The 22,480-nt window shown below is 71.7% G+C and carries 24 protein-coding genes; 14 read left to right on the top strand and 10 right to left on the bottom strand.

The features are described from left to right. Positions 1-2 precede the first annotated feature (2 nt). Positions 3-914 (top strand): Gfo/Idh/MocA family protein, encoded by a 912-nt coding sequence (locus tag AQJ27_RS37755; RefSeq protein WP_067379033.1) that lies wholly within the window; start codon positions 3-5, stop codon positions 912-914. Here AQJ27_RS37755 and lnt read toward each other — a convergent pair. Both lnt and AQJ27_RS37745 read right to left on the bottom strand, forming a co-directional pair. Further along, a complete protein-coding gene (gene lnt / locus AQJ27_RS37750) occupies positions 832-2,442 on the bottom strand; it encodes an apolipoprotein N-acyltransferase (RefSeq protein ID WP_067379029.1) in 1,611 nt (536 codons plus the stop codon). The genes AQJ27_RS37755 and lnt overlap by 83 nt on opposite strands. Positions 2,443-2,569: 127 nt before the next feature. Beyond that, the gene (locus tag AQJ27_RS37745; protein WP_067379026.1) at positions 2,570-3,055 is read right to left on the bottom strand and encodes a nuclear transport factor 2 family protein; all 486 of its coding nucleotides are present in this window, start codon (positions 3,053-3,055) and stop codon (positions 2,570-2,572) included. A 116-nt stretch (positions 3,056-3,171) separates the two neighbouring features. On the opposite strand from AQJ27_RS37745, the gene AQJ27_RS37740 reads away from it, so the two are divergent. The 4 genes from AQJ27_RS37740 (at position 3,172) to AQJ27_RS37725 (ending at position 6,585) form a co-directional block, all read left to right on the top strand. Beyond that, complete coding sequence (locus AQJ27_RS37740; RefSeq protein ID WP_067379023.1) at positions 3,172-4,173, top strand: LLM class flavin-dependent oxidoreductase; 1,002 nt, start codon at positions 3,172-3,174, stop codon at positions 4,171-4,173. 3 nt (positions 4,174-4,176) lie between these two features. Then, positions 4,177-4,878, top strand: coding sequence for a maltokinase N-terminal cap-like domain-containing protein (locus AQJ27_RS37735; protein WP_067379020.1), 702 nt, complete (start codon positions 4,177-4,179; stop codon positions 4,876-4,878). A gap of 288 nt (positions 4,879-5,166) precedes the next feature. Next, on the top strand, positions 5,167-5,712 hold the full coding sequence (locus tag AQJ27_RS37730; RefSeq protein ID WP_159064493.1) for a hypothetical protein: 546 nt from the start codon (positions 5,167-5,169) through the stop codon (positions 5,710-5,712). Between the two features lie 132 nt (positions 5,713-5,844). Next, positions 5,845-6,585 carry an SDR family NAD(P)-dependent oxidoreductase gene (locus AQJ27_RS37725; protein WP_067379018.1) on the top strand — a complete coding sequence of 247 codons (741 nt, stop codon included), beginning with the start codon at positions 5,845-5,847 and terminating at the stop codon, positions 6,583-6,585. Positions 6,586-6,645: 60 nt separating this feature from the next. Here the strand turns inward: AQJ27_RS37725 and AQJ27_RS37720 are convergent, their stop codons facing one another. Together AQJ27_RS37720 and AQJ27_RS60945 are read right to left on the bottom strand one after the other, a co-directional pair. Beyond that, positions 6,646-6,825, bottom strand: coding sequence for a hypothetical protein (locus AQJ27_RS37720; protein WP_075032584.1), 180 nt, complete (start codon positions 6,823-6,825; stop codon positions 6,646-6,648). Positions 6,826-6,986: 161 nt separating this feature from the next. Continuing rightward, the gene (locus AQJ27_RS60945; RefSeq protein WP_425275256.1) at positions 6,987-7,478 is read right to left on the bottom strand and encodes a winged helix-turn-helix transcriptional regulator; all 492 of its coding nucleotides are present in this window, start codon (positions 7,476-7,478) and stop codon (positions 6,987-6,989) included. A 74-nt stretch (positions 7,479-7,552) separates the two neighbouring features. On the opposite strand from AQJ27_RS60945, the gene AQJ27_RS37710 reads away from it, so the two are divergent. Further along, a complete protein-coding gene (locus AQJ27_RS37710) occupies positions 7,553-8,128 on the top strand; it encodes a carboxymuconolactone decarboxylase family protein (protein WP_067379008.1) in 576 nt (191 codons plus the stop codon). A 20-nt stretch (positions 8,129-8,148) separates the two neighbouring features. Here AQJ27_RS37710 and AQJ27_RS37705 read toward each other — a convergent pair whose 3' ends face one another. Continuing rightward, positions 8,149-9,024, bottom strand: a complete 876-nt coding sequence (locus AQJ27_RS37705; protein WP_060897179.1) for an undecaprenyl-diphosphate phosphatase — start codon at positions 9,022-9,024, stop codon at positions 8,149-8,151. A 366-nt stretch (positions 9,025-9,390) separates the two neighbouring features. Between AQJ27_RS37705 and AQJ27_RS37700 the strand changes: the two genes are divergently transcribed. Genes AQJ27_RS37700 through AQJ27_RS37690 form a run of 3 tightly spaced genes read left to right on the top strand, consistent with a single transcriptional unit; the run spans position 9,391 to position 12,259 of the window. Next, positions 9,391-10,593 (top strand): Gfo/Idh/MocA family protein, encoded by a 1,203-nt coding sequence (locus AQJ27_RS37700; RefSeq protein ID WP_067379006.1) that lies wholly within the window; start codon positions 9,391-9,393, stop codon positions 10,591-10,593. Next, positions 10,590-11,531, top strand: a complete 942-nt coding sequence (locus AQJ27_RS37695; protein ID WP_067379003.1) for a DUF6807 domain-containing protein — start codon at positions 10,590-10,592, stop codon at positions 11,529-11,531. The genes AQJ27_RS37700 and AQJ27_RS37695 overlap by 4 nt, the downstream gene beginning before the upstream one ends. Continuing rightward, positions 11,528-12,259 (top strand): cupin domain-containing protein, encoded by a 732-nt coding sequence (locus tag AQJ27_RS37690; protein WP_235613709.1) that lies wholly within the window; start codon positions 11,528-11,530, stop codon positions 12,257-12,259. The genes AQJ27_RS37695 and AQJ27_RS37690 overlap by 4 nt, the downstream gene beginning before the upstream one ends. Before the next feature lie 69 nt (positions 12,260-12,328). On the opposite strand, the gene AQJ27_RS37685 is transcribed toward AQJ27_RS37690, so the two are convergent. Further along, positions 12,329-12,790 carry a winged helix-turn-helix transcriptional regulator gene (locus AQJ27_RS37685; protein WP_067378999.1) on the bottom strand — a complete coding sequence of 154 codons (462 nt, stop codon included), beginning with the start codon at positions 12,788-12,790 and terminating at the stop codon, positions 12,329-12,331. 101 nt (positions 12,791-12,891) lie between these two features. On the opposite strand from AQJ27_RS37685, the gene AQJ27_RS37680 reads away from it, so the two are divergent. After that, positions 12,892-14,061, top strand: coding sequence for a thiolase family protein (locus AQJ27_RS37680; RefSeq protein WP_067378997.1), 1,170 nt, complete (start codon positions 12,892-12,894; stop codon positions 14,059-14,061). An 88-nt stretch (positions 14,062-14,149) separates the two neighbouring features. Here AQJ27_RS37680 and AQJ27_RS37675 read toward each other — a convergent pair whose 3' ends face one another. Beyond that, positions 14,150-14,929 carry a TVP38/TMEM64 family protein gene (locus AQJ27_RS37675; RefSeq protein WP_067378995.1) on the bottom strand — a complete coding sequence of 260 codons (780 nt, stop codon included), beginning with the start codon at positions 14,927-14,929 and terminating at the stop codon, positions 14,150-14,152. Between the two features lie 49 nt (positions 14,930-14,978). Here AQJ27_RS37675 and AQJ27_RS37670 point away from each other — a divergent pair, with 49 nt between their 5' ends. The 3 genes from AQJ27_RS37670 to AQJ27_RS37660 all read left to right on the top strand — a co-directional run bounded on the left by AQJ27_RS37670 (position 14,979) and on the right by AQJ27_RS37660 (position 18,223). Then, complete coding sequence (locus AQJ27_RS37670; RefSeq protein ID WP_067378993.1) at positions 14,979-15,713, top strand: DNA alkylation repair protein; 735 nt, start codon at positions 14,979-14,981, stop codon at positions 15,711-15,713. 350 nt (positions 15,714-16,063) lie between these two features. Continuing rightward, entirely contained in the window at positions 16,064-17,233 is a 1,170-nt protein-coding gene (gene tuf, locus AQJ27_RS37665; protein ID WP_067378990.1) for an elongation factor Tu, read from the top strand. Positions 17,234-17,377: 144 nt separating this feature from the next. Next, positions 17,378-18,223, top strand: coding sequence for a spermidine synthase (locus tag AQJ27_RS37660; protein ID WP_096240192.1), 846 nt, complete (start codon positions 17,378-17,380; stop codon positions 18,221-18,223). On the opposite strand, the gene AQJ27_RS37655 is transcribed toward AQJ27_RS37660, so the two are convergent. Further along, positions 18,185-19,498, bottom strand: coding sequence for an MFS transporter (locus AQJ27_RS37655; RefSeq protein WP_107120709.1), 1,314 nt, complete (start codon positions 19,496-19,498; stop codon positions 18,185-18,187). The genes AQJ27_RS37660 and AQJ27_RS37655 overlap by 39 nt on opposite strands. Positions 19,499-19,593: 95 nt before the next feature. Beyond that, positions 19,594-20,631, bottom strand: coding sequence for a DUF8017 domain-containing protein (locus AQJ27_RS37650; RefSeq protein WP_067378985.1), 1,038 nt, complete (start codon positions 20,629-20,631; stop codon positions 19,594-19,596). 167 nt (positions 20,632-20,798) lie between these two features. Between AQJ27_RS37650 and AQJ27_RS37645 the strand changes: the two genes are divergently transcribed. After that, positions 20,799-21,251: a DUF4442 domain-containing protein gene (locus AQJ27_RS37645; protein ID WP_179436649.1), complete on the top strand. Its 453-nt coding sequence runs from the start codon at positions 20,799-20,801 to the stop codon at positions 21,249-21,251. A gap of 127 nt (positions 21,252-21,378) precedes the next feature. Here AQJ27_RS37645 and AQJ27_RS37640 read toward each other — a convergent pair whose 3' ends face one another. After that, positions 21,379-22,464, bottom strand: a complete 1,086-nt coding sequence (locus tag AQJ27_RS37640; RefSeq protein WP_067378982.1) for a LacI family DNA-binding transcriptional regulator — start codon at positions 22,462-22,464, stop codon at positions 21,379-21,381. Positions 22,465-22,480: the final 16 nt, after the last annotated feature.

Below are 22,480 nucleotides of genomic sequence, written 5' to 3'. Positions count from 1 at the left end.
CCGTGAAGGTCGGCTGCATCGGACTCGGCGACATCGCGCAGAAGGCCTACCTGCCGGTGCTCGGCGTCCAGCCGGGGGTCGAGCTGCATCTGCAGACGCGGACGCCCGCGACCCTGGCCCGGGTCGGCGACAGCCTCCACCTGCCGCCGGAGCAGCGGCACACCGACCTGTCGGATCTGCTGGCCCAGAACCTCGACGCGGCTTTCGTGCACGCGGCCACCGTCGCGCACCCCGAGATCGTGACGCGGCTCCTGGAAGCGGGCGTACCGACGTTCGTCGACAAGCCGCTCGCGTACGAACTCGCCGACTCCGAGCGTCTGGTGCGGCTCGCGGAGGAGCGCAACGTCAGCCTCGCCGTCGGCTTCAACCGGCGTCACGCGCCCGGGTACACGCAGTGCGCCGATCACCCCCGCGACCTGATCCTGATGCAGAAGAACCGCATAGGGCTGCCCGAGGACGTGCGCACGATGGTCCTCGACGACTTCATCCACGTCGTGGACACGCTGCGGTTCCTGGCGCCGGGGCCGATCGACGACGTGACCGTGCGGGCCCGGGTCGAGGGCGGTCTGGTGCAGCATGTCGTGCTGCAGCTCGCCGGGGACGGCTTCACGGCGCTCGGCGTGATGAACCGGCTGAGCGGCTCGGCGGAGGAGATCCTCGAGGTCTCGGGGCAGGACACCAAGCGTCAGGTGGTCAACCTCGCGGAGGTGATCGACCACAAGGGGCAGCCCTCGGTGCGGCGGCGCGGGGACTGGGTGCCGGTGGCCCGGCAGCGCGGCATCGAGCAGGGCGTGCTCGCCTTCCTCGACGCGGTGCGCGCGGGCAAGGTACTCAGCGCCCGTGACGCGCTGGCGACTCATGAACTGTGCGAGCGGGTGGTACGAGCGGTCCAGGAGCGGTCCGCCGGGGCCTGAACGCCCGGAAGCCCTCCGTCGCGCACAGCGCCGCCAGGATCAGCAGCGCCGCGTGCACCGGCCAGTCGCCGAACCGGACGTACGGGGTGACGCCGCGCGCGAGCGGTACATCGTACACCACCGCCGCGCTCGCGCCCGTGCCGAGCCAGGAGCCGATCCGCTCGCCGCTCGGGCCGTAGACGGCGGAGACGCCGGTCAGCGTCGCGTGCACCATCGGGCGGCCGGTCTCGGCGGCCCTCAGCGCGGCGAGCGAGGCGTGCTGCTCGGGGGCCCAGCTGTGCTGGAAGGTCGAGGTCGAGGACTGTGCGAGGAGCACCCCGGCGCCGTCCTGGGCGAGATGGCGGCTCATGTCGGGGAAGGCGGTCTCGAAGCAGATCAGCGGGCCGACGCGCAGTCCGTGCCCGACGTTCATCACCACCTGCTCGGTGCCCTTCCTGCGGTCCTCGCCCGCCGCTTTCCCGACCGAGGTCGCCCAGCCGAGGAGCGAACGCGCGGGTATGTACTCGCCGAAGGGGACGAGCCGCATCTTGTCGTAGCGGTCGCCGGTCGGGCCTTGCGGTCCCACCAGGACCGAACTCTTGTAGATCCCGGGCCGGTCGGAGCGGTGCGCGTCGACGTTCACCATGATGTCGGCGCCGGTCAGCCGGGACAGCGCGGCGAGCCGGTTCGCCAGGTCGGGGCGGTCCGCGAGGTCGAAGCCGACGCTGCTCTCGCCCCAGACGACGAGGTCGGGATCCTGTCCGGCGAGGGTGCGGGTGAGGGCCTCCTCGCGTGCGAAACGTGCCTCGGCACTGTCCGCGCCGCCGATCACCCCGGGCTGCACGACGGCGATCCGGACCTGGCCCGTCACGTCCGGGCGTGGCGACCACACCCAGGTCGCCGAGGTCACGGCGGCCGTCGCGACCAGTCCGGCGACGGCGGGCACACGGGACTCACGCACCGCGACCAGTACGGTGACCGCCACATTGACGGCGACCACCAGGAAGCTGAGCAGCCACACCCCGCCGACCGACGCGAGCCGCAGCGCGGGCCCGACCTGCCACTGGCTCGACCCGAGCAGTCCCCAGGGCCCGCCGAGGCCCTGCCAGGACCGGACGAGTTCGACCATCAGCCACCCCGACGGCAGGACGAGGAGCGCGGCCCCGACCCGCCCCGCCGAGGGCACCCCGCCGAGGAACCGCCGGACGAGCCAGCCCCAGGGCGCCCACAGCGCCCCGAGCAGTGCCGCTATGACGACCGTGAACACATTCAGACTCGGCAGCAGCCAGTGGTGCACGGCCAGCATGAAACCCAGCCCGCCGAACCAGCCGTCGTAGGCGGCCCGCCTGCCCGTCGGGGCCGAGCGGGCCAGCAGGATCCAGGGCACCAGGGCGACGTACGCGAACCACCACCACGAAGGGGCGGGGAAGGCGAGCATCGGCAGCGCGCCGGCCAGTACGGCGACGATCGCGCGCCGCCACGGGGAGGCGAGCCAAAGATCGGGCCCACTGCCCAGCCAACGCTCGGGCCAACGCTCGGGCCTCTTCATGCAGGGTCTCCCTCCCCGGGGGATACCTCCAGTGTGCGCGTCGGCGACGATCTCCGACAGAGGGCGTCCCGTCAGGGCTTTCCAGCCAGGGGGCGCCGCTCGGGCGGCTTGCGGTCGGCGCGTCCGGTCAGCCGGCGGCGGGTTCCCGGCCCGGCTGCGGCGCGCGGCGCCATTTCTCCTGGACGACGACCTCGCGCAGGCGCCAGCCCAGGTCCGTACGCACCAGTCCGAAGGCGTACCGGCCGCCGCACACGAAGTCGGGCGCGGTGGACCCACCGTCCTGGCCCGCGAACCGCATCGGATTGATGTAGTCCGCCTGGACCCGGGCCGTGTCGCCCGTTTCCTGGTCCAGCGACCCGAACCGCAGCCGCCGGTTCACGATCAGATGCTGGCGCATGGGGAAGAGCTCCATGCTCTGCGCGAGCCATCCCGCGACCTCTTCGGCGCCGCCCTCGACACCACCGGCCGAACGGTAGTCGGCGCGTCCGTCCGGTGCGAACAGCCTCCGGTACGCCTCCCAGTCGCCGTCGTCGACGGCCACCGCGTACTCGGTGACGAGTCCGTCCACGGCGAATCGGTCCATCACGGTCGCGAGCTCCACACGCTGCGTCATCGGCTCAGTGTTGGCCACGGAGGGTGCGCAGCCAAGGGGCGTGCGCCAACGGGTGCATAACTCCGCCCCGCAAGCAACGGGAGTTGGTGCGGATGGGCGATTTCTATACTGAACGGATGATCACCGTACCGCTCAGCGCGCTCGAAGTGGCCATGGTCCAGACGGGCGCCCGAGCCGCAGACACGTTACGAGACACCGCCGAGTTCGCCCGGCGCCTCGACGACCTCGGTTACCTGCGACTCTGGTACGCCGAGCATCACCATTCCCCGGCCATCGGAGCGTTCCCGCCCGTCGTCCTGACCGCCCACGCGGCCGCGTTGACGTCGTCCATCCGTCTGGGCTCCGGGGGCGTTCTCGCTCCGAACCACGCACCGATCATGCTGGCGGAGCAATTCGGCACGCTGTCCGCACTGCACGCGGGCCGGATCGACCTGGGCATCGGCCGCGGCCCGGGTACCTTCGACGATTCCACGGCGCGCGCCCTGCGCCGCGGGGCCGGTCCGACAACGGACGACGAGTACCGCGACGACGTGTCGTCGACTCTGCGTTTCCTGGTGGACGAAGTCGCACTCGGCCCGCTTCCTGAGCCATGGCTGCTGTCCTCGAGCACGGCGGGCGCCGCGCTCGCCGCGGAACTCGGGCTGCCGATCGCCTTCGCCCATCACATTCGTCCCGACAACACCCTGGCCGCGCTCAGCCACTACCGCGAGCGTTTCTCCCCCTCCCGCTGGTGCGCGCGCCCGCGTGTGCTGATCTGCGTGGAAACGGTATGCGCCGAGACCGATGAGGAGGCGGCCCGGCTGGCCGGCCCGATGGATGTCGTCAAGGCCGGACTCCTCAAGGGGCGGGGCGACATCCCCTTCCCCACGCCCGGAGAGGCAGCGGCCCACTCGTTCACCGCGGAGGAAGCGCGGGTGCTGGCGACCTTCCGTGCCCATCAGGCACACGGCTCACCCGAGACCGTCGCCAAGCACCTGACGGACCTGGCGGACCTGACGGGCGCGGACGAACTCATGCTGGTGACGCCCGTCTACGCGTTGGCCGACCGACTGAGGTCGTACGAACTCGTCAAGCAGCACGTCGTGGAGGAACCTCATGCCGACGGACGACGTTCATGAAGCATGGCTGTGATCTACAAGACCACGATGACGCCGAGCAAGCTGGAGCTCCTCGCCGCCTGGCTCCCCAGGCAGCCGTGGTACATCGGCACGGCGAGTGAGCCGCACCTGACCAAGGCCGGTGGTTTCCGGCTCGATGATCCGCAAGGGGAGGTGGGAATCGAGTTCATGGTGGTCACGGACAACTCCGGCGAGCGACCGCGCTCCTACCACGTGCCGCTCAGCTACCGCGGGGCGCCGCTCGACGGAGCCGATCGGGCGCTCATCGGCACCTCCGAGCACGGGGTGCTGGGAAGGCGGTGGGTGTACGACGGGACCCATGACCCGGTTCTCGTGGCTCAACTGCTCGATCTCCTCCAGGGCCGCGCCGAGCCTCAGGCGCAGAGCGAGACCGACACCCCCGCCCCCTCCGTCACCAGCTACTTCACTGGAGTCGGCTTCTCCACCGTGATCGCGTCGACAGCCGTCGAGGACCGGCAGCACGGCACCGCCATCGCGGTGGAGACCAAGGAGGAAGCCGGGCCGCCCAGTCAGCCGGCGGGCGCCGTGACCATCGACGTGACGCGTGTCCTGCGGTCCGACCCGCAGGCTGCCCATTCCCCTGCGACCAGAGGGGCCCGCGGGCATGTCGTTGCCGACTGGCGCGCGAAGAACGGCGACGAGAGCCGCGGTCTGTTTGTCGTCCTGCGAGACACGGTGCGTTGACCGGCCTGTCGTGATGGGACACAGGCGGCTGAGCGGCGTCGGCGGGAGAACCGGTGCGGTCGGTCGAGCGCGATGCTCGCCGACTCGGCCGCGCAGCGGCGAAGTGGTGGTCAAGACCGCGCATGGGCCAAGACCGCGCATCGGCCGAGTGGTGGTCAAGACCACGCATCGGCCAAGTGGTGGTCAAGACCGCGCATTCTTGAACTCTCGCGTATTGACCTTGCGTTCAGCCCGGAGTTGGATCTTGCCTGCCCGTGGGGGCGTCGGGGCGGTGGGAGGGGTACGACGGTGGCTGGTGACGCGCGCGACGGGTTAATACGCGTGGTGTATCTGGAGCGGAGCTCCGCGCTGATGATGGCCGCGGGCGCGGTGCCGTCCGAAGCGGCGCTGCTTGCCCTGGACGACACGGCTCACCGCCTCGAGACGCTGATGATGGGATCGACAGCGATCGTCTTCGTCGCCGTGGTGCTGCTGCCGATGAGTCTTCGTCTCCCCGCCCGGCTGCGCCGCACCTACGACGATGCCACGCCGATCGAGAGCGTCGCCGCACCGCGCGACGGACAGGACGCGGTGCGGCGGCTGTCGCTGCGGCGCACGGCGGGATTCGCGGGTGTCCTGGCCTGCTGGTTGATTGTCATCGGCCTGGCGTCCCATCAAGTGCTGCCGCCGATCATGCTGGTCACGCTTGCCCTGACCCAGTGGGCGCGGTCCCGGGCGACCGCAGGCTGGGAGCGCGCGAACGGGGCCGTGCTGTGGCAGGGCGCCCCCGGGCTGTGGGGGCGTCGAGGCCGTGTGTTCCGCGTGCCTTCCGGCGCTGCGGACCTCGTCGCCTAGGACGTGTCCATGAAGGTGTGTCGGCGGACCTTCACCCTTTGCCCGGCGGTGCGTCCTCGATCGTAGAGTGATCCACGACGAGTACGGGCTCGCTACGGACCCGGGTTGCCGGTACGCCACCAGGAGGCACGTATGACACGCCATGTCACCGTCGTCACGGGCGGCAGCCGGGGGATCGGTGCCGCGACGTGCGCGCGTCTCGCGGCGGACGGACACGACGTGGCGGTGGGGTACGTGCGCGACGGCGCCGCCGCGGAGTGGACCGCGAGCGTCGTCCGCGCGGCGGGGGCCCGCTGCGTCACGGTACGCGTGGACACCTCCGACGAGGACGACGTCGAGCGGCTCTTCGACACGGCCGCGGACCGGCTCGGGCCGGTGACGGGATTGGTGAACAACGCCGGTGTGACCGGCCCGCTCGGCAGGCTCGCGGACACCGACCCCGCCGATCTACGGCGCGTGGTGGACGTCAACCTGCTGGGCACGCTGCTGTGTTCGCGGCGGGCCGCCCGGTCCATGGCGGCCTGGGGGAGCGGCGTCATCGTCAATGTGTCCTCGGCGGCGGCCACACTCGGAAGCCCCGGTGACTTCGTCCACTACGCGGCCACCAAGGCCGCCGTCGACGCCCTGACGGTGGGCCTCGCCAAGGAACTCGGCCCGGACGGCATCCGCGTCAACGCGGTCGCACCCGGCATGATCGCCACGGAGATGCACGCCACCAGCGGAGATCCGGGTCGCGCCGAGCGCGCCGCCTCGTCGATTCCGCTGCGCCGCGTCGGTCAGGCCGAGGAAGTCGCCGCGGCGATCGCGTGGTTGATGTCGCCCGATGCGTCGTACACGACGGGGGCGGTGTTGCGGGTGTCCGGGGGACGGTGAGCCCCGACAGGGGCGCCGGTCATCGGCCCTCGGACTTCGTGCAGGTCCCCATGCCCGGTCTCACGCGGCCTCGACGACCTCTCCGCGTATCGCTTCCGCCCACTTCACGACCAGCAGCTCGTACTCCGCGCGCTCCTGGGCGGAGAGGGAGCCGCCCGCGCGCATCCACAAGGCGCGGATCTGCTCGTTCAGCGCTGCAGCGGACCGCACGGAACCAGAGGACATTAAATCGGGGGACATGCGCACCAGCCTAGGGGCAAGGACTGACACTGCGCTACCGGGCGGCTACTCATCCCGTATGCGGTTCGTCACGGCCGACGTGGAGTGACGCGAACGGGCTCAGTCGGTCCGTACGACGACACGCCGGCCCCGGAGCCGAGCGCCCCGGAAGACCTCGTCGATCACCGCCGCTCGGCCCAGGCGCGGGACCAGTCCAGCAGCGGCCCCATCGCGGTGACCAGGTCGTCCCCGAGCGCGGTGAGCTGCCACGCCGGCTGCGCCGCCGTCGCTGTCGACGCGGCGATGCCCGCCTCGCGGAGTTCCGTGAGGCGCGTGGACAGGACGCTGGACGACATGCCGTCGCAACGGCGCTGGAGATCCCGGAAGCCGATCGGGGCGCCGTTGCCGCGCAGTTCCCAGATGACCCGCAGTGTCCAGCGTCGGCCGAGCAGATCCAGCGCCGCCATGACGGGACGACCGCCGGCCGAGCCGCGCACGGGGCGGCCGGGTGCGGGAGTGTTCGATGCGGGGCTGACGGGGGCGGGAGCGTCCGCGTCCTGAGGGGGGCTGCGGGGAGCCGAGGCGGCCGTGCCCTCGAACGGGCTGCCGGTGCCCGGTCCACGCCGCCGCGCAATGCCGGAAGCCGCATCGTCCGGCGCGGGTGCCGTGCCCAAGTGAGTACCTCTCGCTGGGAGTCGCTCACCTCCCACCCTTGTGCTTCGATTTCGGAAGCGCAAGGCTGCGAGTCATGAAGCAGCGCATCGACGGCGTCACGCCGCCCTACGAGCCGGAGACCGACCGCGCGTTGCACCGGTGGATGCCGCCCGGTGTCGCCCGTGAGCCCCTGATGCTGTTCAAGGTGCTGGAGCGCCACCCGGAACTCGCCTCACGCATGCGGGCACTGGGCGCGGGCCTCCTCGTCCACGGCCGCCTGAGCGACGCCGACCGAGAACTCGTCATCGCCCGCGTCGCCGCCCGCTGCGGATGCGCGTACGAGTGGGGCGTCCACATGGCGACGTACGCGGAGACGGTCGGACTCACCCCGCGGCAGGTGACGCTCACGGCGACCGGCGGACCCGATCATCCGGCCTGGTCCGGCCGGCAGGCGGCGCTGCTCCGTGCCGTCGACGAGCTGCACGACACGGCCCGGGTGGGCGACGCGGCCTGGAGCGGACTTCGGGAGCATCTCGACGAGCCCGAGGTCCTCGAACTGCTGGTCCTCGCGGGCTGGTACCGCACGATCGCGTACGTGGCCAACGGCGCGCGGATCGAGCCGGAACCCTGGGCGCTCGCCCTGCCCGGGACGGACCGCCCGGGCGGCTGAGGGGGCGCCGATGTTGAGCGTCAGCCCGCGGACTCGGCCGCGTGCGGGCTCAGGCCGCCGGTCGAGACCAGCGCGATGATGACGATGCCGAGCGCGATCCGGTACCAGACGAACGGCATGAAGCTCTTGTGCGAGATGAACTTCATGAACCACGCGATGACGGCGTAACCGACGGCGAACGCGATCACCGTCGCGAAGATGGTCGGCCCCCACGCCACATGGCCGTTCGCGGTGGCGTCCTTGACCTCGAAGGCGCCCGAGGCGAGCACGGCCGGCATGGCGAGGAGGAAGGAGTAGCGGGCCGCCGCGGCGCGGGTGTAGCCCATGAAGAGGCCGCCGCTGATGGTCGCGCCGGACCGGGAGACGCCGGGGATCAGGGCCATCGCCTGGCAGAGGCCGTACAGCAGACCGTCCTTGACGTTCAGGTCCTCGAGTGCCTTGCGCTGCTTGGGCGCCCGGTGCTTCCCGCCGGTCTCGTCACGCGCCGCGAGCCGGTCGGCGATGCCGATGACCACGCCCATGACGATGAGCATCGTCGCGGTGATCCGCAGATCGCGGAACGGGCCCTCGATCTGGTCCTTGAGTGTCAGGCCGAGCACGCCGATGGGTATGGAGCCGACGATGACCAGCCAGCCCATCTGGGCGTCGTGGTTCCGGCGCATCTCCTTGTTCGTGAGCGAGCGGAACCACGCCGCGAGGATCCGGCCGACATCCTTGCGGAAGTAGATCAGTACCGCCGCCTCCGTACCGAGCTGGGTGATCGCGGTGAAGGCCGCTCCGGGGTCCTCCCAGCCGGAGAACGCCGCCGTCAGGCGCAGATGCGCACTGGAGGAGACGGGAAGGAACTCGGTCAGCCCCTGGACGAGTCCGAGGATGAGGGATTCAAACCAAGACATGAAGTGAGGTGGTCCAAGCGCTGATCGGAAAGGGGCGACGGGCACGCCGGGCCGCTGTGTGCGGTGATCACGGGTGTTGGTGGCAGCGTAGCGTCCCCCAAGGGCAGCTCGGCCACAGGGGTTTCGTGCGCAGACAGCGGTGGGGCACTGCTCGGACAGTGGGCGGACGGCGGTCGGGCCGTGACGGTTCTGTGCCGAGCCGGTGGGCAACGTTGTCCACGGGATGGCAGGGGTGTTGACCTGCCGCTGGACCGGCGCATACGTTGCAGGTAGAGAGAAAGCGCTTGCTGCCACCGGTTCCGTCTCGGTGACACCACGCGTTGGCCAACGTCTGACGTCACGTCCGGTGGAGCGCTGATCACGCACATGAGTAACAGCACCGAGTCCGCCCCCAACCGCCCCGCGACCCCGTTCGAGGGCCGCCGTATCCGGGCCGCCGTCATCGGTACGGGCGCCATCGCGCGCGGGAGCCATGTTCCCGCGCTCGCCCGGCTCGCCGAGGAGGGCGAGACGGAGATCGTCGCCGCGGTCGACATCGCGGAGGACGCCGTCCAGAAGTTCTGCGCCGAGGCGGGCATCCCGCACGCGTACACCGATCTGGACCGCATGCTGGAGGAGCAGCGGCCGGACCTGGTCGCGATCTGCACCCCGCCGACCCTGCACCGCGACCAGACCGTCGCCGCGCTGCGCGCCGGAGCCTGGGTCTGGTGCGAGAAGCCGCCGGTCCTGACGCTCGCCGACTTCGACGCCGTCGAGGCGCAGGAGGGCAAGGACGGGGGCCCGTACGCGGCCATCGTCTTCCAGCACCGGTTCGGCTCGGGGTCCCGGCATGTGCGGCGCCTCATCGCCGAGCGGACCATGGGCCGCCCGCTCGTCGCGCACTGCCAGACCACCTGGTATCGCAACGCCGAGTACTACGCCGTGCCCTGGCGCGGGTGCTGGGAGACCGAGGGTGGCGGCCCCGCGATGGGGCACGGCATCCACCAGATGGACCTGCTCCTGGACCTGATGGGGCCGTGGAGCGAGGTGCGGGCGATGGCCGGGCGTCTGGTGCACGACGTGGAGACGGAGGACGTCTCGACCGCCCTCGTCCGCTTCGAGAGCGGCGCGCTGGCCACGATCGTCAACAGTGTCCTGAGCCCGGACGAGGTGAGCCGCATCCGTATCGACTGCGAACGCGCCACCGTCGAGCTCACGCACCTCTACGGCCACAGCAACGACAACTGGCGGATCACCCCGGCCCCCGACGTGTCCGACGAGGACGTGGCGGCCTGGCGTGACTTCGGTACGGACGTGCCCAGCTCGCATCTGGAGCAGCTGCGGGAGCTGGTCGCGAGCATGCGCGCGGGTGAGCGGCCGCGCAGCAGCGGCGCCGACGGGCGTACCAGTCTGGAACTGATCACCGCGCTCTACAAGTCGGCGTTCACGGACATGACCGTGCGCGCGGGGGAGGTCGGGCCCGGGGACCCGTTCTACACGGCCCTGCACGGGGGCGCGCCGGGCTGGGCGCCGCCCGCCGCGTCCGCAGGCGAGTCCGCGTCCACCGTGAGCCAGGAGGTGTCGGCATGACCGGGTCGGCGCAGGGTGCGCTGCGTATCGTCCACGCCCATGGTGATCGCATCACGATCAGCGACACGACCACCGGCGTGGAGCTGTTGAGCTACGTCTACCGGCCCGAGGCGGCCTGGGAGGCCCCCAAGCCGTATCTGCACCCCCTCAGGACGCTGGCCGGTGACATCGTCACGGACTACCGGCCCAACGACCACCGCTGGCACAAGGGCCTCCAGATGACGGCCTCCCACCTGTCGGGCTCCAACCTGTGGGGCGGCAACACGTACGTCCACGGGGAGGGATACCTCGAACTCCCGGAGCGCGTCGGGTCGATGGCCCACGTCGGCTTCGACGAGGTGGTCTCGGACGGGAGCCGCGCGGTCATCGCCGAGCGCCTCACCTGGCATCCGTACGACGGTGAGCTGTGGGCCGAGGAGGAGCGCCGCGTCGAGGTGCACGACGTCGATCCCGCGTCGGGTTCCTGGGCGCTGACCTGGACGACCGCGGTCACCAACCGGCGGGACGAGGCGCTGCGCTTCGGCAGCCCGACCACCGCGGGGCGGGAGATGGCCGGCTACACGGGCCTGTTCTGGCGCGGACCGCGTGCCTTCCGGGACGGCCGGATCATCGGGCCGGACTCCGAAGGGCCCGGCCTGATGGGGCAGCAGGCGCCCTGGCTCGCGTACTCCGGCGAGCACGACGGCGCCGACGGCCACGCGACGCTCGTCTTCGCGCACGGTCCCGAGAACGACCACACCGGGGAGGGCGGCGCCCACCCGGCCCACTGGTTCGTGCGCAACGATCCGTTCGCCGCCGTCGCCCCCTCGTTCGCCTTCTTCGAAGAGCTCGAACTCGCCCCCGGCGACACCCTCACCCGCCGCTACCGCGTCGTCGTGGCCGACGGGGCCTGGGAGCGCGAGGAGGTCGCCAAGTACCTGGAGGAGCACCCGTGGTGAGCGGCGCGCACGAGACCCCGGTGTTCACCGGGCTGCCGGGCGCCGTCGCCGTCTCGCACCTCTGCGTGTACGACTGGCCCGCCTCGGACGGAGTCTCCGGCGGCACCCCCCATCTGCACCTGACCTGTTCGGAGGCGTACGTCGTCACCGGCGGGCGCGGAGCGGTGCAGACGCTGACGACGTCCGGGTACGAGGTCACGCCACTCGAACCGGGCAGCGTCGCGTGGTTCACGCCCGGCACCATCCATCGCCTGGTCAACGAGGACGACCTGCGCATCACCGTCCTCATGCAGAACAACGGCCTCCCCGAAGCGGGTGACGCCGTGCTCACCCTGCCCCCGGAGTACCTGACCGACCCCGAGACGTACGCGGCCGCGACGGCGATCCCGGCCGACGCGCCCGAGGCGGAGCAGGAGCGGGTCGCCCGGGCCCGGCGGGACCTCGCCCTGGAGGGCTACCGGGCGCTGCGCGCGGCGGACGGGCCCGAGCCGCTCGCCGCGTTCCACCGGGCCGCCGCCGCGCTGGTGCGGCCCCGGCTCGCCGAGTGGCGCGAGCGGTGGCGGCGCGGTGCCGAGGCCGCCGCCGCGGCCACGGGAGAGCAGCTCGACCGGCTGGAGCGGGGCGACGTCTCCCACCTCACCGACGCCCTGGTACGGGCCGAACAGCCGTCCGCGCACGGCAAGTTCGGGATGTGCGGACGGCTCGACGTCTACAAGGGGACCGATTAGCCCCTGCGGGGGTTCTGCCGGGCCCGCGCCGTCGCAGGTCCGTCCCTGAGCTGGTGTGCAGGCGCGTCCCTACGCCACCGCAGGCCCCGTCGCCGTCCAGCCCGGGGTCTGCGGGTGGGCCGTCAGGTCGCCGTGCTCGACCACCTCGCCGCACTCCCGGCACACGACCTGCGGGACCAGCTCATGGCCGCAGGTGTGCTCCAGCACCATGGGGCGGAAACCGCCCTCCTGGAGATGGCGGTCGCCCCACGCCATCAGCGTGTGCAGCACCGGCTCCAGTTCCAGACCGGCCCGGGTGGGCCGGTACTCGTAGCGCTTCGGGCGGTCGCTGTACTCGACCTTCTCCAGTACGCCCGCGTCGACGAGCCGTTTCAGGCGGGCGGTGAGCACATCGCGCGGTGCGCCGATGTTGCGGACGAGCTGGTCGAAGCGGGTGGCGCCGAGCGACACCTCGCGCAGTACCAACAGGGAGTACTTCTCGCCGACGAGAGCGAGTGTGTCGGCGATCGAACAGGGGCGGGCGTCCTTCATGCCACCAGTCTAGAGGGTGGGTTGGTTTGTCCAACCCACTGAGTTACTCTTGAGTCACCTAGTGGGTTTGGAAAACAAACTCGGTGAGTTTGGAGACAACCATGCGTGACGCCGTCATCGTCGAAGCCGTACGCACCCCCATCGGCAAGGGCAAGCCGAACGGCTCCCTCGCCCACGTCCACCCCGTGGAGCTCCTCGCCCACACACTGCGCACCCTCGTCGAGCGCTCCGGAGTCGATCCGGCGCTGATCGACGACGTCATCGGCGGCACCGTCAGCCAGGTGGGCGAGCAGGCCGCGAACATCACCCGGTACGCGGCGCTCTCGGCGGGCTTCCCCGAGACGGTGCCCGCGACCACCGTGGACCGCCAGTGCGGCTCGTCCCAGCAGGCCGTGCACTTCGCGGCCCAGGGCGTCCTGTCGGGGGCGTACGACCTGGTCGTCGCCTGCGGTGTGGAGTCGATGAGCCGTGTGCCGATGGGCTCGAACGTCCGCGGCACCGAGGATCCCTTCGGACCCGGGATCGCGGCGCGCTTCCCCGAGGGCCTGGTGCCGCAGGGCATCAGCGCCGAGCTCATCGCCGCCAAGTGGGGTCTGTCGCGCGCGCAGATGGACGCCTTCGCGGCGGGCTCGCACCAGAAGGCGGCCACGGCCTGGGCCGACGGCCTCTTCGACGCCGAGGTCGCGCCCCTGGAGGGCGTGACGCGCGACGAGAGTGTCCGGCCCGCCACCACCACGGAGGTGCTCGCCGGACTGAAGCCCGCCTACTACGACCCGGCCTACGCCGAGCGCTTCCCGCAGATCGACTGGTCCGTCACGGCGGGCAACGCGAGCCCGATCAACGACGGCGCGTCGGCCGTGCTGATCACGTCGAGCGAGACCGCGGCCAGGCTCGGCCTGCGCCCGCTCGCCCGCCTGCACAGCTTCGCCGTCACCGGCTCCGACCCGCTGCTGATGCTCACGGGCGTCATCCCGGCCACCGAGAAGGTGCTCCGCAGGGCGGGACTCACCCTCGGCGACATCGACCTCTTCGAGGTGAACGAGGCCTTCGCGAGCGTCGTTTTGACCTGGCAGCAGGAGACGGGCGCGGATCTGTCCCGGGTCAACGTGCACGGCGGGGCGATCGCGCTCGGCCACCCGCTCGGCGCGAGCGGCACCCGGCTGACGACCACCCTCGTGCACGCGATGCGCGAGCGCGGAGCCCGCTACGGCCTGCAGACGATGTGCGAGGCGGGCGGACTCGCCAACGCGATGGTCATCGAGGCCGTGTAACCCCGGACGGCGCGGGTCGTCCGCCTCCCGGGAACCGCCGTGCCGGAGACTGATCGGTATCGGTATCGGCGCCGGAGCCGGAGCCCGATCAGTGTCCGCGCAGGTGGTGGCGCTTGCGCCAGGCCACCACCGCGCCGACCAGGGCCGGCAGCGCGATGAAGCCCATGGCGATCAGGAAGGCGGGGGAGGTCGGCGCCGAGGCCCGGGCGCCCGCGACGGCGTACGCGGCGGTGTTCGGGATCGATCCCAGGGCGGTGGCGAGGAGGAACGGCAGCCAGCCCATGCGGGAGACGGCCGCGCAGTAGTTCGCCGCCCAGAAGGGCACACCGGGGAAGAGCCGGGCCATCATCATCGTGCGGAAGCCGTGCCGGCTGAGCTGTCCGTCGGCCGCCTTCAGCCAGCGGGTGCGCAACAGCGGGCGCAGCGCGTCCTGCCCGAGGACCCGGCCGAGCCCGAACGCCACACCGGCGCCGAGGACCGTGCCCGCGAGCGCGGTGCCGAGGCCCAGCTGCGAGCCGAAGAGCGCGCCCGCCGCGAGGTTGAGCAGCGGCCGGGGCACGAACGCCACCGTGCACAGCCCGTACGCCACCGAGAACACCACGGCCGCCGCGGCGCCGCTGAGCTGTGGCGGCCAGCCGTCGGAGAGCAGCCGCTGCGGTTCGAAGAGCAGCACGCTCGACGCGGCCGCCGCGAGCAGCACCAGCAGCAGGGAGAGCCGGGACCAGGGCGAGAGCAGGACTCTCGTGCAACGGGCGGCGAGGCCCGTGGGTGTGGAGACGGCGAACTCCGCGGCGAGGGAGAGCTCAGCGACGGGAGCCGGGGGAACGGCTGTGGCGGTGCCCCCAGAGCGGGTGGTGGCATCGAGCATTCGGCGACACTAACCGACCCGTGTGTGTGATCGCCGTATGGTTCGTCTCATGGGCGTCACAGCTTCCGGAACGTCGGGTGCGCGGTTCGAGGTGCCGAACAGTTCCCTCGCGGACATCGTGCTGGAACGGCTCACCGCCACCTACGGCGCGGCGGCCGATCCGGAACGGGCCGTGTCCATGCGCGCGTACATGAAGGACGTCGCCCCCTTCCTCGGTCTGACCACGCCCGATCGCCGCGCGCTGTCCCGCACGGTCCTGCTCGCAACAGCGGCCCCTGTGGAGGCCGATTGCACCGCTGTGGCCCTGCGCTGCTGGGCGTTGCCGGAGCGCGAGTACCACTATTTCGCCGTCGACTACCTGCGCCGCCATGTGAGGCAACTCTCTTCCGGTTTCCTCCCGGTGACGCGCCATCTCGTCGTGACGGTCTCCTGGTGGGACACCGTCGACGCACTCGCCTCCCACGTGGTGGGAGGCCTCGTGGCCGCCGATCCGAAGCTGAAGAGCGACATGGACGCGTGGATCGAGGACGACGACCTGTGGGTCGCCCGTACGGCCCTGCTCCACCAGCTCCGTTACAAGGAGACGACCGACACCGAGCGGCTCTTCGCCTACTGCGTACGGCAGTCCGGGCATCCCGACTTCTTCATCCGCAAGGCGATCGGCTGGTGTCTGCGCGAGTACGCGAAGACGGATCCGGAGGCGGTACGGGCCTTCGTCGCCCGGGAGCGGGGGCGGCTCGCTCCCCTCTCCGTACGTGAGGCGCTCAAGAACATCGGCCCCTGACGCACCGACCACAGACACTTCGGCCCCTGACGCACCGGCAGAAACACCCGCCCCTCCCGCCTCCGTGGCGAGAAAAACCATTCGACGTGGCCGGATACGTCGGCGATGATCGCCTCATGTTCAGGCACGCCTTCCTCCTCGCAGCATCCGCAGTCGCGGATGCGCCGAAGGCTGCCGTCCCGATCATCGTGGCCGCCGTCGACGGCGCCCGAAGCTGACCCTTCCCGGATCGTCCGGCGGACCCCGCAGGGGGAGGGTCGGCAAGTCCTTGGGGTCCCCGTCCCGGCGCCGCTGAGCGCCGGGGCCATCACTCAGCTCCGCTGACACTCAAGAGGCTTCGAGGTACCGCCATGCCCAAGACGGCATACGTCCGCACCAAACCGCACCTGAACATCGGCACGATGGGTCATGTCGACCACGGCAAGACCACCCTGACCGCCGCCATCACCAAGGTCCTCGCCGAGCGCGGCTCCGGCACGTTCGTGCCGTTCGACCGGATCGACCGGGCGCCGGAGGAGGCCGCGCGCGGCATCACCATCAACATCGCGCACGTCGAGTACGAGACCGACACCCGCCACTACGCGCACGTGGACATGCCGGGGCACGCCGACTACGTCAAGAACATGGTCACCGGCGCCGCGCAGCTCGACGGGGCGATCCTCGTCGTCTCCGCGCTCGACGGGATCATGCCGCAGACCGCCGAGCACGTGCTGCTCGCCCGGCAGGTGGGCGTCGACCACATCGTCGTCGCCCTGAACAAGGCCGACGCGGGCGACGAGGAGCTCACCGACCTCGTGGAGCTGGAGGTCCGCGAGCTGCTCTCCGCGCACGGCTACGGGGGCGAGTCCGTGCCCGTCGTACGGGTGTCCGGCCTCAAGGCCCTTGAGGGGGACCCCCGTTGGACGGCGGCGATCGACGCGCTGCTCGACGCGGTGGACACCTATGTGCCCATGCCCGAGCGGTATCTCGACGCGCCGTTCCTGTTGCCGGTCGAGAACGTGCTCACGATCACCGGGCGCGGGACGGTCGTCACCGGCGCGGTCGAGCGCGGCACGATCCGGGTCGGCGACCGCGTCGAGGTGCTCGGCGCGGCCGTCGACACGGTGGTGACCGGCCTGGAGACCTTCGGCAAGCCCATGGACGAGGCGCAGGCCGGGGACAACGTGGCGCTGCTGCTGCGCGGGGTGCCCCGCGACGCGGTCCGCCGCGGGCACATCGTCGCCGCGCCCGGCAGCGTCGTCCCCAGTAGTCGTTTCACGGCGCAGGTGTACGTCCTGTCGACGCGCGAGGGCGGCCGTACGACAGCGGTCTCCACCGGGTACCGGCCGCAGTTCTACATCCGCACCGCGGACGTGGTCGGCGACGTCGACCTCGGCGAGCGGGCGGTCGCCCGGCCCGGCGACACCGTCACCATGACGGTCGAGCTCGGGCGCGAGGTGCCGCTGGAGCCGGGGCTCGGCTTCGCGATCCGCGAGGGCGGCCGGACGGTCGGCGCGGGGACGGTGACCTCGGTGGGCTGACGGCCGAGGGGCAGGACGAGGGTGCCCGCTCCCGCTACGGGGGGAGCGGGCACCGCCTCGTACCGGTCGCCGTCGGAGAGACCGCGGCCCGCGCGCGGTCCGGCGGCGACGACCCCGCTCCTCAGAGGGCGGCACAATGGACCCGTGGACGAGCCGATACCCGTGACACGGACCGTGGACCACGGAACCGCCAAGCTGATGCCGGACGTGGACAGGAAGCGGGCCTGGCTGCTCACGGTCGACGCCGCACCGCAGTCGTACGTCGATCTGGACGAGCCGACCCATCTGGAGTTCGAGTACGCCCGACGGCTCGGGCACGTCCTGGACACGGTCGTCGCGCCGGGACGGCCCCTGGACGTGCTCCACCTCGGCGGCGGAGCCCTGACGATGCCCCGCTATGTGGCGGCGACCCGCCCCGGCTCACGGCAGGACGTGGTGGAGGCCGACCTGGGTCTGCTGGACCTGGTCCGCGAGCACCTGCCCCTGCCCGAGGACGCCGGCATCACGCTGCACGGCGCGGACGCGCGGGGCTGGCTCGAATCCGCCGCGCCCGCCTCCGCCGACATCGTGATCGCGGACGTCTTCGGCGGCGCGCGCGTCCCGGCGCACCTGACATCCACGGCGTACGCGCGCGCCGCCGCGCGCGTACTGCGCGAGGACGGCGTCTATCTGGCCAACCTCGCCGACGCCGCGCCCTTCGCCTTCCTGCGCTCTCAACTCGCCACGTTCGCGACCGTGTTCGAGGAGCTGTCCCTGATCGCCGAACCCGGTGTGCTGCGGGGCCGGCGCTTCGGCAACGCGGTACTCGTGGCCTCCCACCGCCCGCTCGACACGGCCGTCCTCGCCCGCCGCACGGCCGCCGACGCCTTCCCGGCGCGCGTCGAAAGCGGAGCTGCGCTGCGGGAGTTCATCGGCTCCGCCGCACCCGTGCGTGACGAGGACGCGGTCCCCTCACCCGAGCCGCCCGGCGGTGCCTTCAGCATCGGCTGACCGGAGCTCGGACTGCGCCACCGGCGACCCGTGGGCCACCGCCTTGGTCCGCCGGGTCAGATTCCGTACGTCCGGCACGCACAGCACCGCTGCCGTGACCACGACGACCAGCGCCGAACAGCCCCACAGGGCGGCCGTACGTCCGAGGGCCTGTTCCGCCGGGCCCGCCAGGGCGGTGGCCAGCGGGACCATCGCGATCGAGCCGAACCAGTCGTACGCCGAGACGCGGGAGAGCTTGTCCTCGGGGATCTCCTGGTGCAGCGCGGTCATCCACGACACCCCGAAGACCTCGATCGCCGCACCGCTGACGAACATCACGGCGCACAGCGGACCCACCGGGACCGGCACGGCGAGTGCTGCGGCCGGGGCGGCGAGCGGGAAGACGCAGAAGGTGCCCGCGAGCAGGAGGCGGCGCGGCTTCCAGCGGGTCATCAGCAGTGCGCCGCCGACGGTTCCGGCACCGAACGCGCCGAGCGCGAGCCCCCATGGTCCCGGCCCGCCGAGGCTGTCCCGGGCGACCAGCGGACCGTAGACCGCGTCGGCGGCGCCGACGACCGCGACCACCACGGAGAACTGGGCGACGACCGTCCACAGCCACGGCCGTCCGACGAACTCCCGCCAGCCCTCGCGCAGATCGGAGAGCAGCCCGCCGCCGGGCTCGCGCGGCGGTATGTGACTCACGTCGAGGAACGACCGCAGCGCCCCGGCGACCGCGAACGCCACCGCGTCCACGGCGAGCACCCAGCCGGGCCCGACCACGGCCACCATCGCCCCGCCCAGCGCCGCGCCGCCCAGGCCGGCGCCCTGCATCGCCATCCGGAACATGGCGAAGGCGCGGCTCGCCTGCTCCCCGCTCACCGAGGACATCAGCATGCCCTCGGCCGCCGGGCCGAAGAACGCCTGCCCGGTGCCGCCGAGCGCGGACAGCAGCATCATGTGCCACAGCCGCGCCTCACCGGCGAGGACGAGGACCGCGAACACCGCCTGCGAGACGCAGTTCAGGGCGTTGGCCGCGACCATCACCCGATGGCGCGGCAGCCGGTCCGCGACCGCTCCGCCGATCAGCAGGAAGAGCACCAGCGGCAGCGTCCGAGCCGCCGCCACCAGCCCCACGTCACCTCCGTCGCCGCCCGTCTCGAGCACCGCGAACGCCGAGGCGATCAGCGCGCCCTGGCTGCCCAGGTTGGTGACGACCGCGGCGGCGGTCAGCAGGGTGTAGTTACGGCCCGCCCAGGAGGGGCGGCGGGAGCGGCGGGAGGCGTCGGCGGCGGAGATCACCGGCCGACTATCGCTGCCGCGGTCCCCGCTTGCCAAACCGTCCGCGCGAGGAGCGGGCAGCCTCCGGCGGCCCGTCCCCGTATGGCGTGGGCTCAGGAACCCGTCGGGGTACCGTGCAGCCGTAGCGTGCTGAGGATCTTCCGCACGGTCGCGTCCGGGACCTCGTCACTGACACCCTTCGCGCCGTAGAACGACCAGGAAACGAAGTCGCCCGCCGAGTTCTTGAAGCCGAACGAGGTCGCCGTGCCGTCGGAGTCGCACTTGCCCTTCTTGGGGACACCGGCCGTGTACGACGTCGCGACGCTGCCCTTGATGCCCGAAGCAGTCGTGAACGGCTGGGGCTTGCCGATCTTCAGCAGCTTCTCCGAGGCCTTCGACTGGTCCGTGTAGCCGCCGAAGGCCCAGGCGGCCGAGTCGCCGCGGGCGATGGTGTCGGTGTCCTTGGCGCCGCTCTCCCCCTTGGTGCCGGCCGCGGCCAGCGCCGTGTCGTCCGTGCGGCCGTCCTTGTCGTCGTCGGACGTGCACCACTGCTCCTTGAGGAAGGCGGGCGCGGACATGCCGATGTATGCGGAGCCGTCGTTCTTCTGCTCGTCGTCGAAGCCGATGAACGTGCCCGGCGTGCGGACGTTCCAGTCCGGGGGGACGTCGAAGGCGGTGCCCCATTTGGGGTTGATGACGACCTTCCAGCCCGCGATCGTCGGCTTCTCCTCGTCGGTGCCGCGCGGGTTGTCACCGCTTCCGCTCGCGCTGGGGGACGTGGTGGCGGACGCGCTGGGCGATGTGGACGTGTCCTTGCCCGCGTTGTCGTCCTTCTTGTTGCCGCCCAGGACGAGGAAGCCCGTCACACCGGCGGCCACGACCACGGCGGTGGCCGCCGTGATGGCGATGACCTTGGTCCTGTTTCCGCCACCGCTCGGTGGCTGGGGCGCGCCCGAGGGGGCCGGCGTTCCCCACTGGGGCTGCCCCGGCTGGGGTCCGTAGGGGGCCGGCTGCTGCCCCGGCTGCGGGTACCCGGTCTGCTGGTATCCGGGCTGCTGATACGGATTCGGCTGCTGGTAACCCGGCTGCTGGTACGGGTTCTGGTCCTGCGGGTTCTGCTCGCCCCCGGGCGGCTGCTCTCCTGGCCACATGGGCCACAACCCTAGTGGCGCCTGTGACACGTTTCGGTCACCGGAGCTCGTCAGCCATGTACCGGTCAGGAATCGGGGCGCACTTTTTCGATTTCTTCACACGCGACGACGGAGATCGACCGGGTAGGTGCCTGTCAAGATTATCTACTCGTGGGTAACATGCGGGTATGAGCGCAGACCAGATGACGATCGGCGAGATGCTCGCCGCCACGGTGCCGATGGCCCGGACACTGAACCTCGAGTTCGTGGAGACCACGCCGGACAAGGCCGTGGTGGCCCTGCCGGACCAGAGCGACTACCACAATCACGTCGGCGGGCCGCACGCCGGGGCGATGTTCACCCTCGGCGAGTCGGCGAGCGGGGCGATCGTCCTCGCCGCGTTCGGGGAGCAGCTGTCGCGCGCCGTGCCGCTCGCGGTCAGCGCCGAGATCGCGTACAAGAAGCTCGCGATGGGCCCCGTGACGGCCACCGCGACCCTCGGCCGCCCGGCCGCGGAGGTCGTCGCCGAGCTCGACGCGGGTCAGCGCCCCGAGTTCCCCGTGGCCATCGCCATCCAGCGCGCGGACGGCGCGGTCACCGGCGAGATGACGGTTGTCTGGACCCTGCGGCCGAACGGCTGAGCCGGGCGGACGGAACGGCGGCGGGTCCCCTCGGCCCAGGGGGCGTCGTTCGGATCGCCTCGGACCCGGGGTGATCCGAACGACACCCGCCGGCGCCGGGCGGGCCCGCCCGGCGCCTCCCGTTGCGTCACCGCCGTCGCGGCGCGGGGCCCGTGCTGCGGCGTACGACGAGCCGGACCGGCTCGATGTGATCGATCCGGGGCTTCGTCGAACCGTCGATGCGCGACAGCAGCAGCTGAAGCGAACGTCGGCCGGTCGCGGCGAAGTCGGTACGCACGGTCGTCAGCGGGGGCAGCATGTGGGCGGCCTCGGGGATGTCGTCGTAGCCGACGACGCTGACGTCGTCCGGAACGTGCCGCCCGGCCTCGTGCAGGGCGCGCAGCACGCCGAGCGCCATCTGGTCGTTGGAGGCGAACACCGCCGTGACGTCGGGGCGCCCGGCCAGGCGGCGGCCCAGCGCGTACCCGGAGTCCGCGCTCCAGTCGCCGATGAGCGGTTCGGGGACCTCGGCCCCCGCCGCCCGAAGGGTGTCCCGCCAGGCTTCCAGGCGGCGCTCGGCGGACAGCCAGCCCGTGGGGCCCGCGATGTGGTGAACCGTGCCGTGGCCGAGCTTCAGCAGGTGCTCGGTGGCCTGGCGTGCCCCGTCGCGGGAGTCCGCGGTGACGTAGGACGCATCGTCCCCGAGGTCGTTCTCCAGGACCATCAGGGGTACGTCGAGCGCCGCCTCCGCCAACGCCTTGCCCACCCAGCGCTGCGGTGCGATGGCGAGCAGGCCGTCAGCCCCCTCGGCCGAGAGCGTCTGCACGGCGCGTACCAGGGTGTCCCGGTCGGCCGTGTCGAGCGCGATGGAACTGACCAGGTAACCGGCTTCCTGGGCGGCGGAGTTGATCGCGGTCAGGATGGAGGCGGGCCCGTAGCGCGCCGCGTCGAACGAGATCACCCCGAGCATCCGTGTCCTGCCACTGGCCAGGGAACGCGCGCTGCGGCTCGGCCGGTAGCCGAGCGTGCGCATGGCGGCCACCACCGCCTCCCGGGTCTCGGGCCGCACCGCGGGACTGTCGTTGAGCACCCGGGAGACCGTCTGTTTCGAGACACCGGCCAGACGGGCGACGTCGTCCATCACCGGGCGCGCCCCCGCGAAGCTGCGCCGGCTGCGTCCCTTGGGGCCCTCGGTTCCCTGGGGGACGGCGCCGTCCGTGGCACCTCGGGTCATGGGGGCGCATCCTCCG

This window comes from Streptomyces olivochromogenes (assembly GCF_001514115.1).
In the GTDB taxonomy this organism is placed as follows: domain Bacteria; phylum Actinomycetota; class Actinomycetes; order Streptomycetales; family Streptomycetaceae; genus Streptomyces; species Streptomyces olivochromogenes.
Note: the sequence above shows the minus strand (reverse complement) of the source record. Positions and strands in the feature narration are given on the sequence as shown.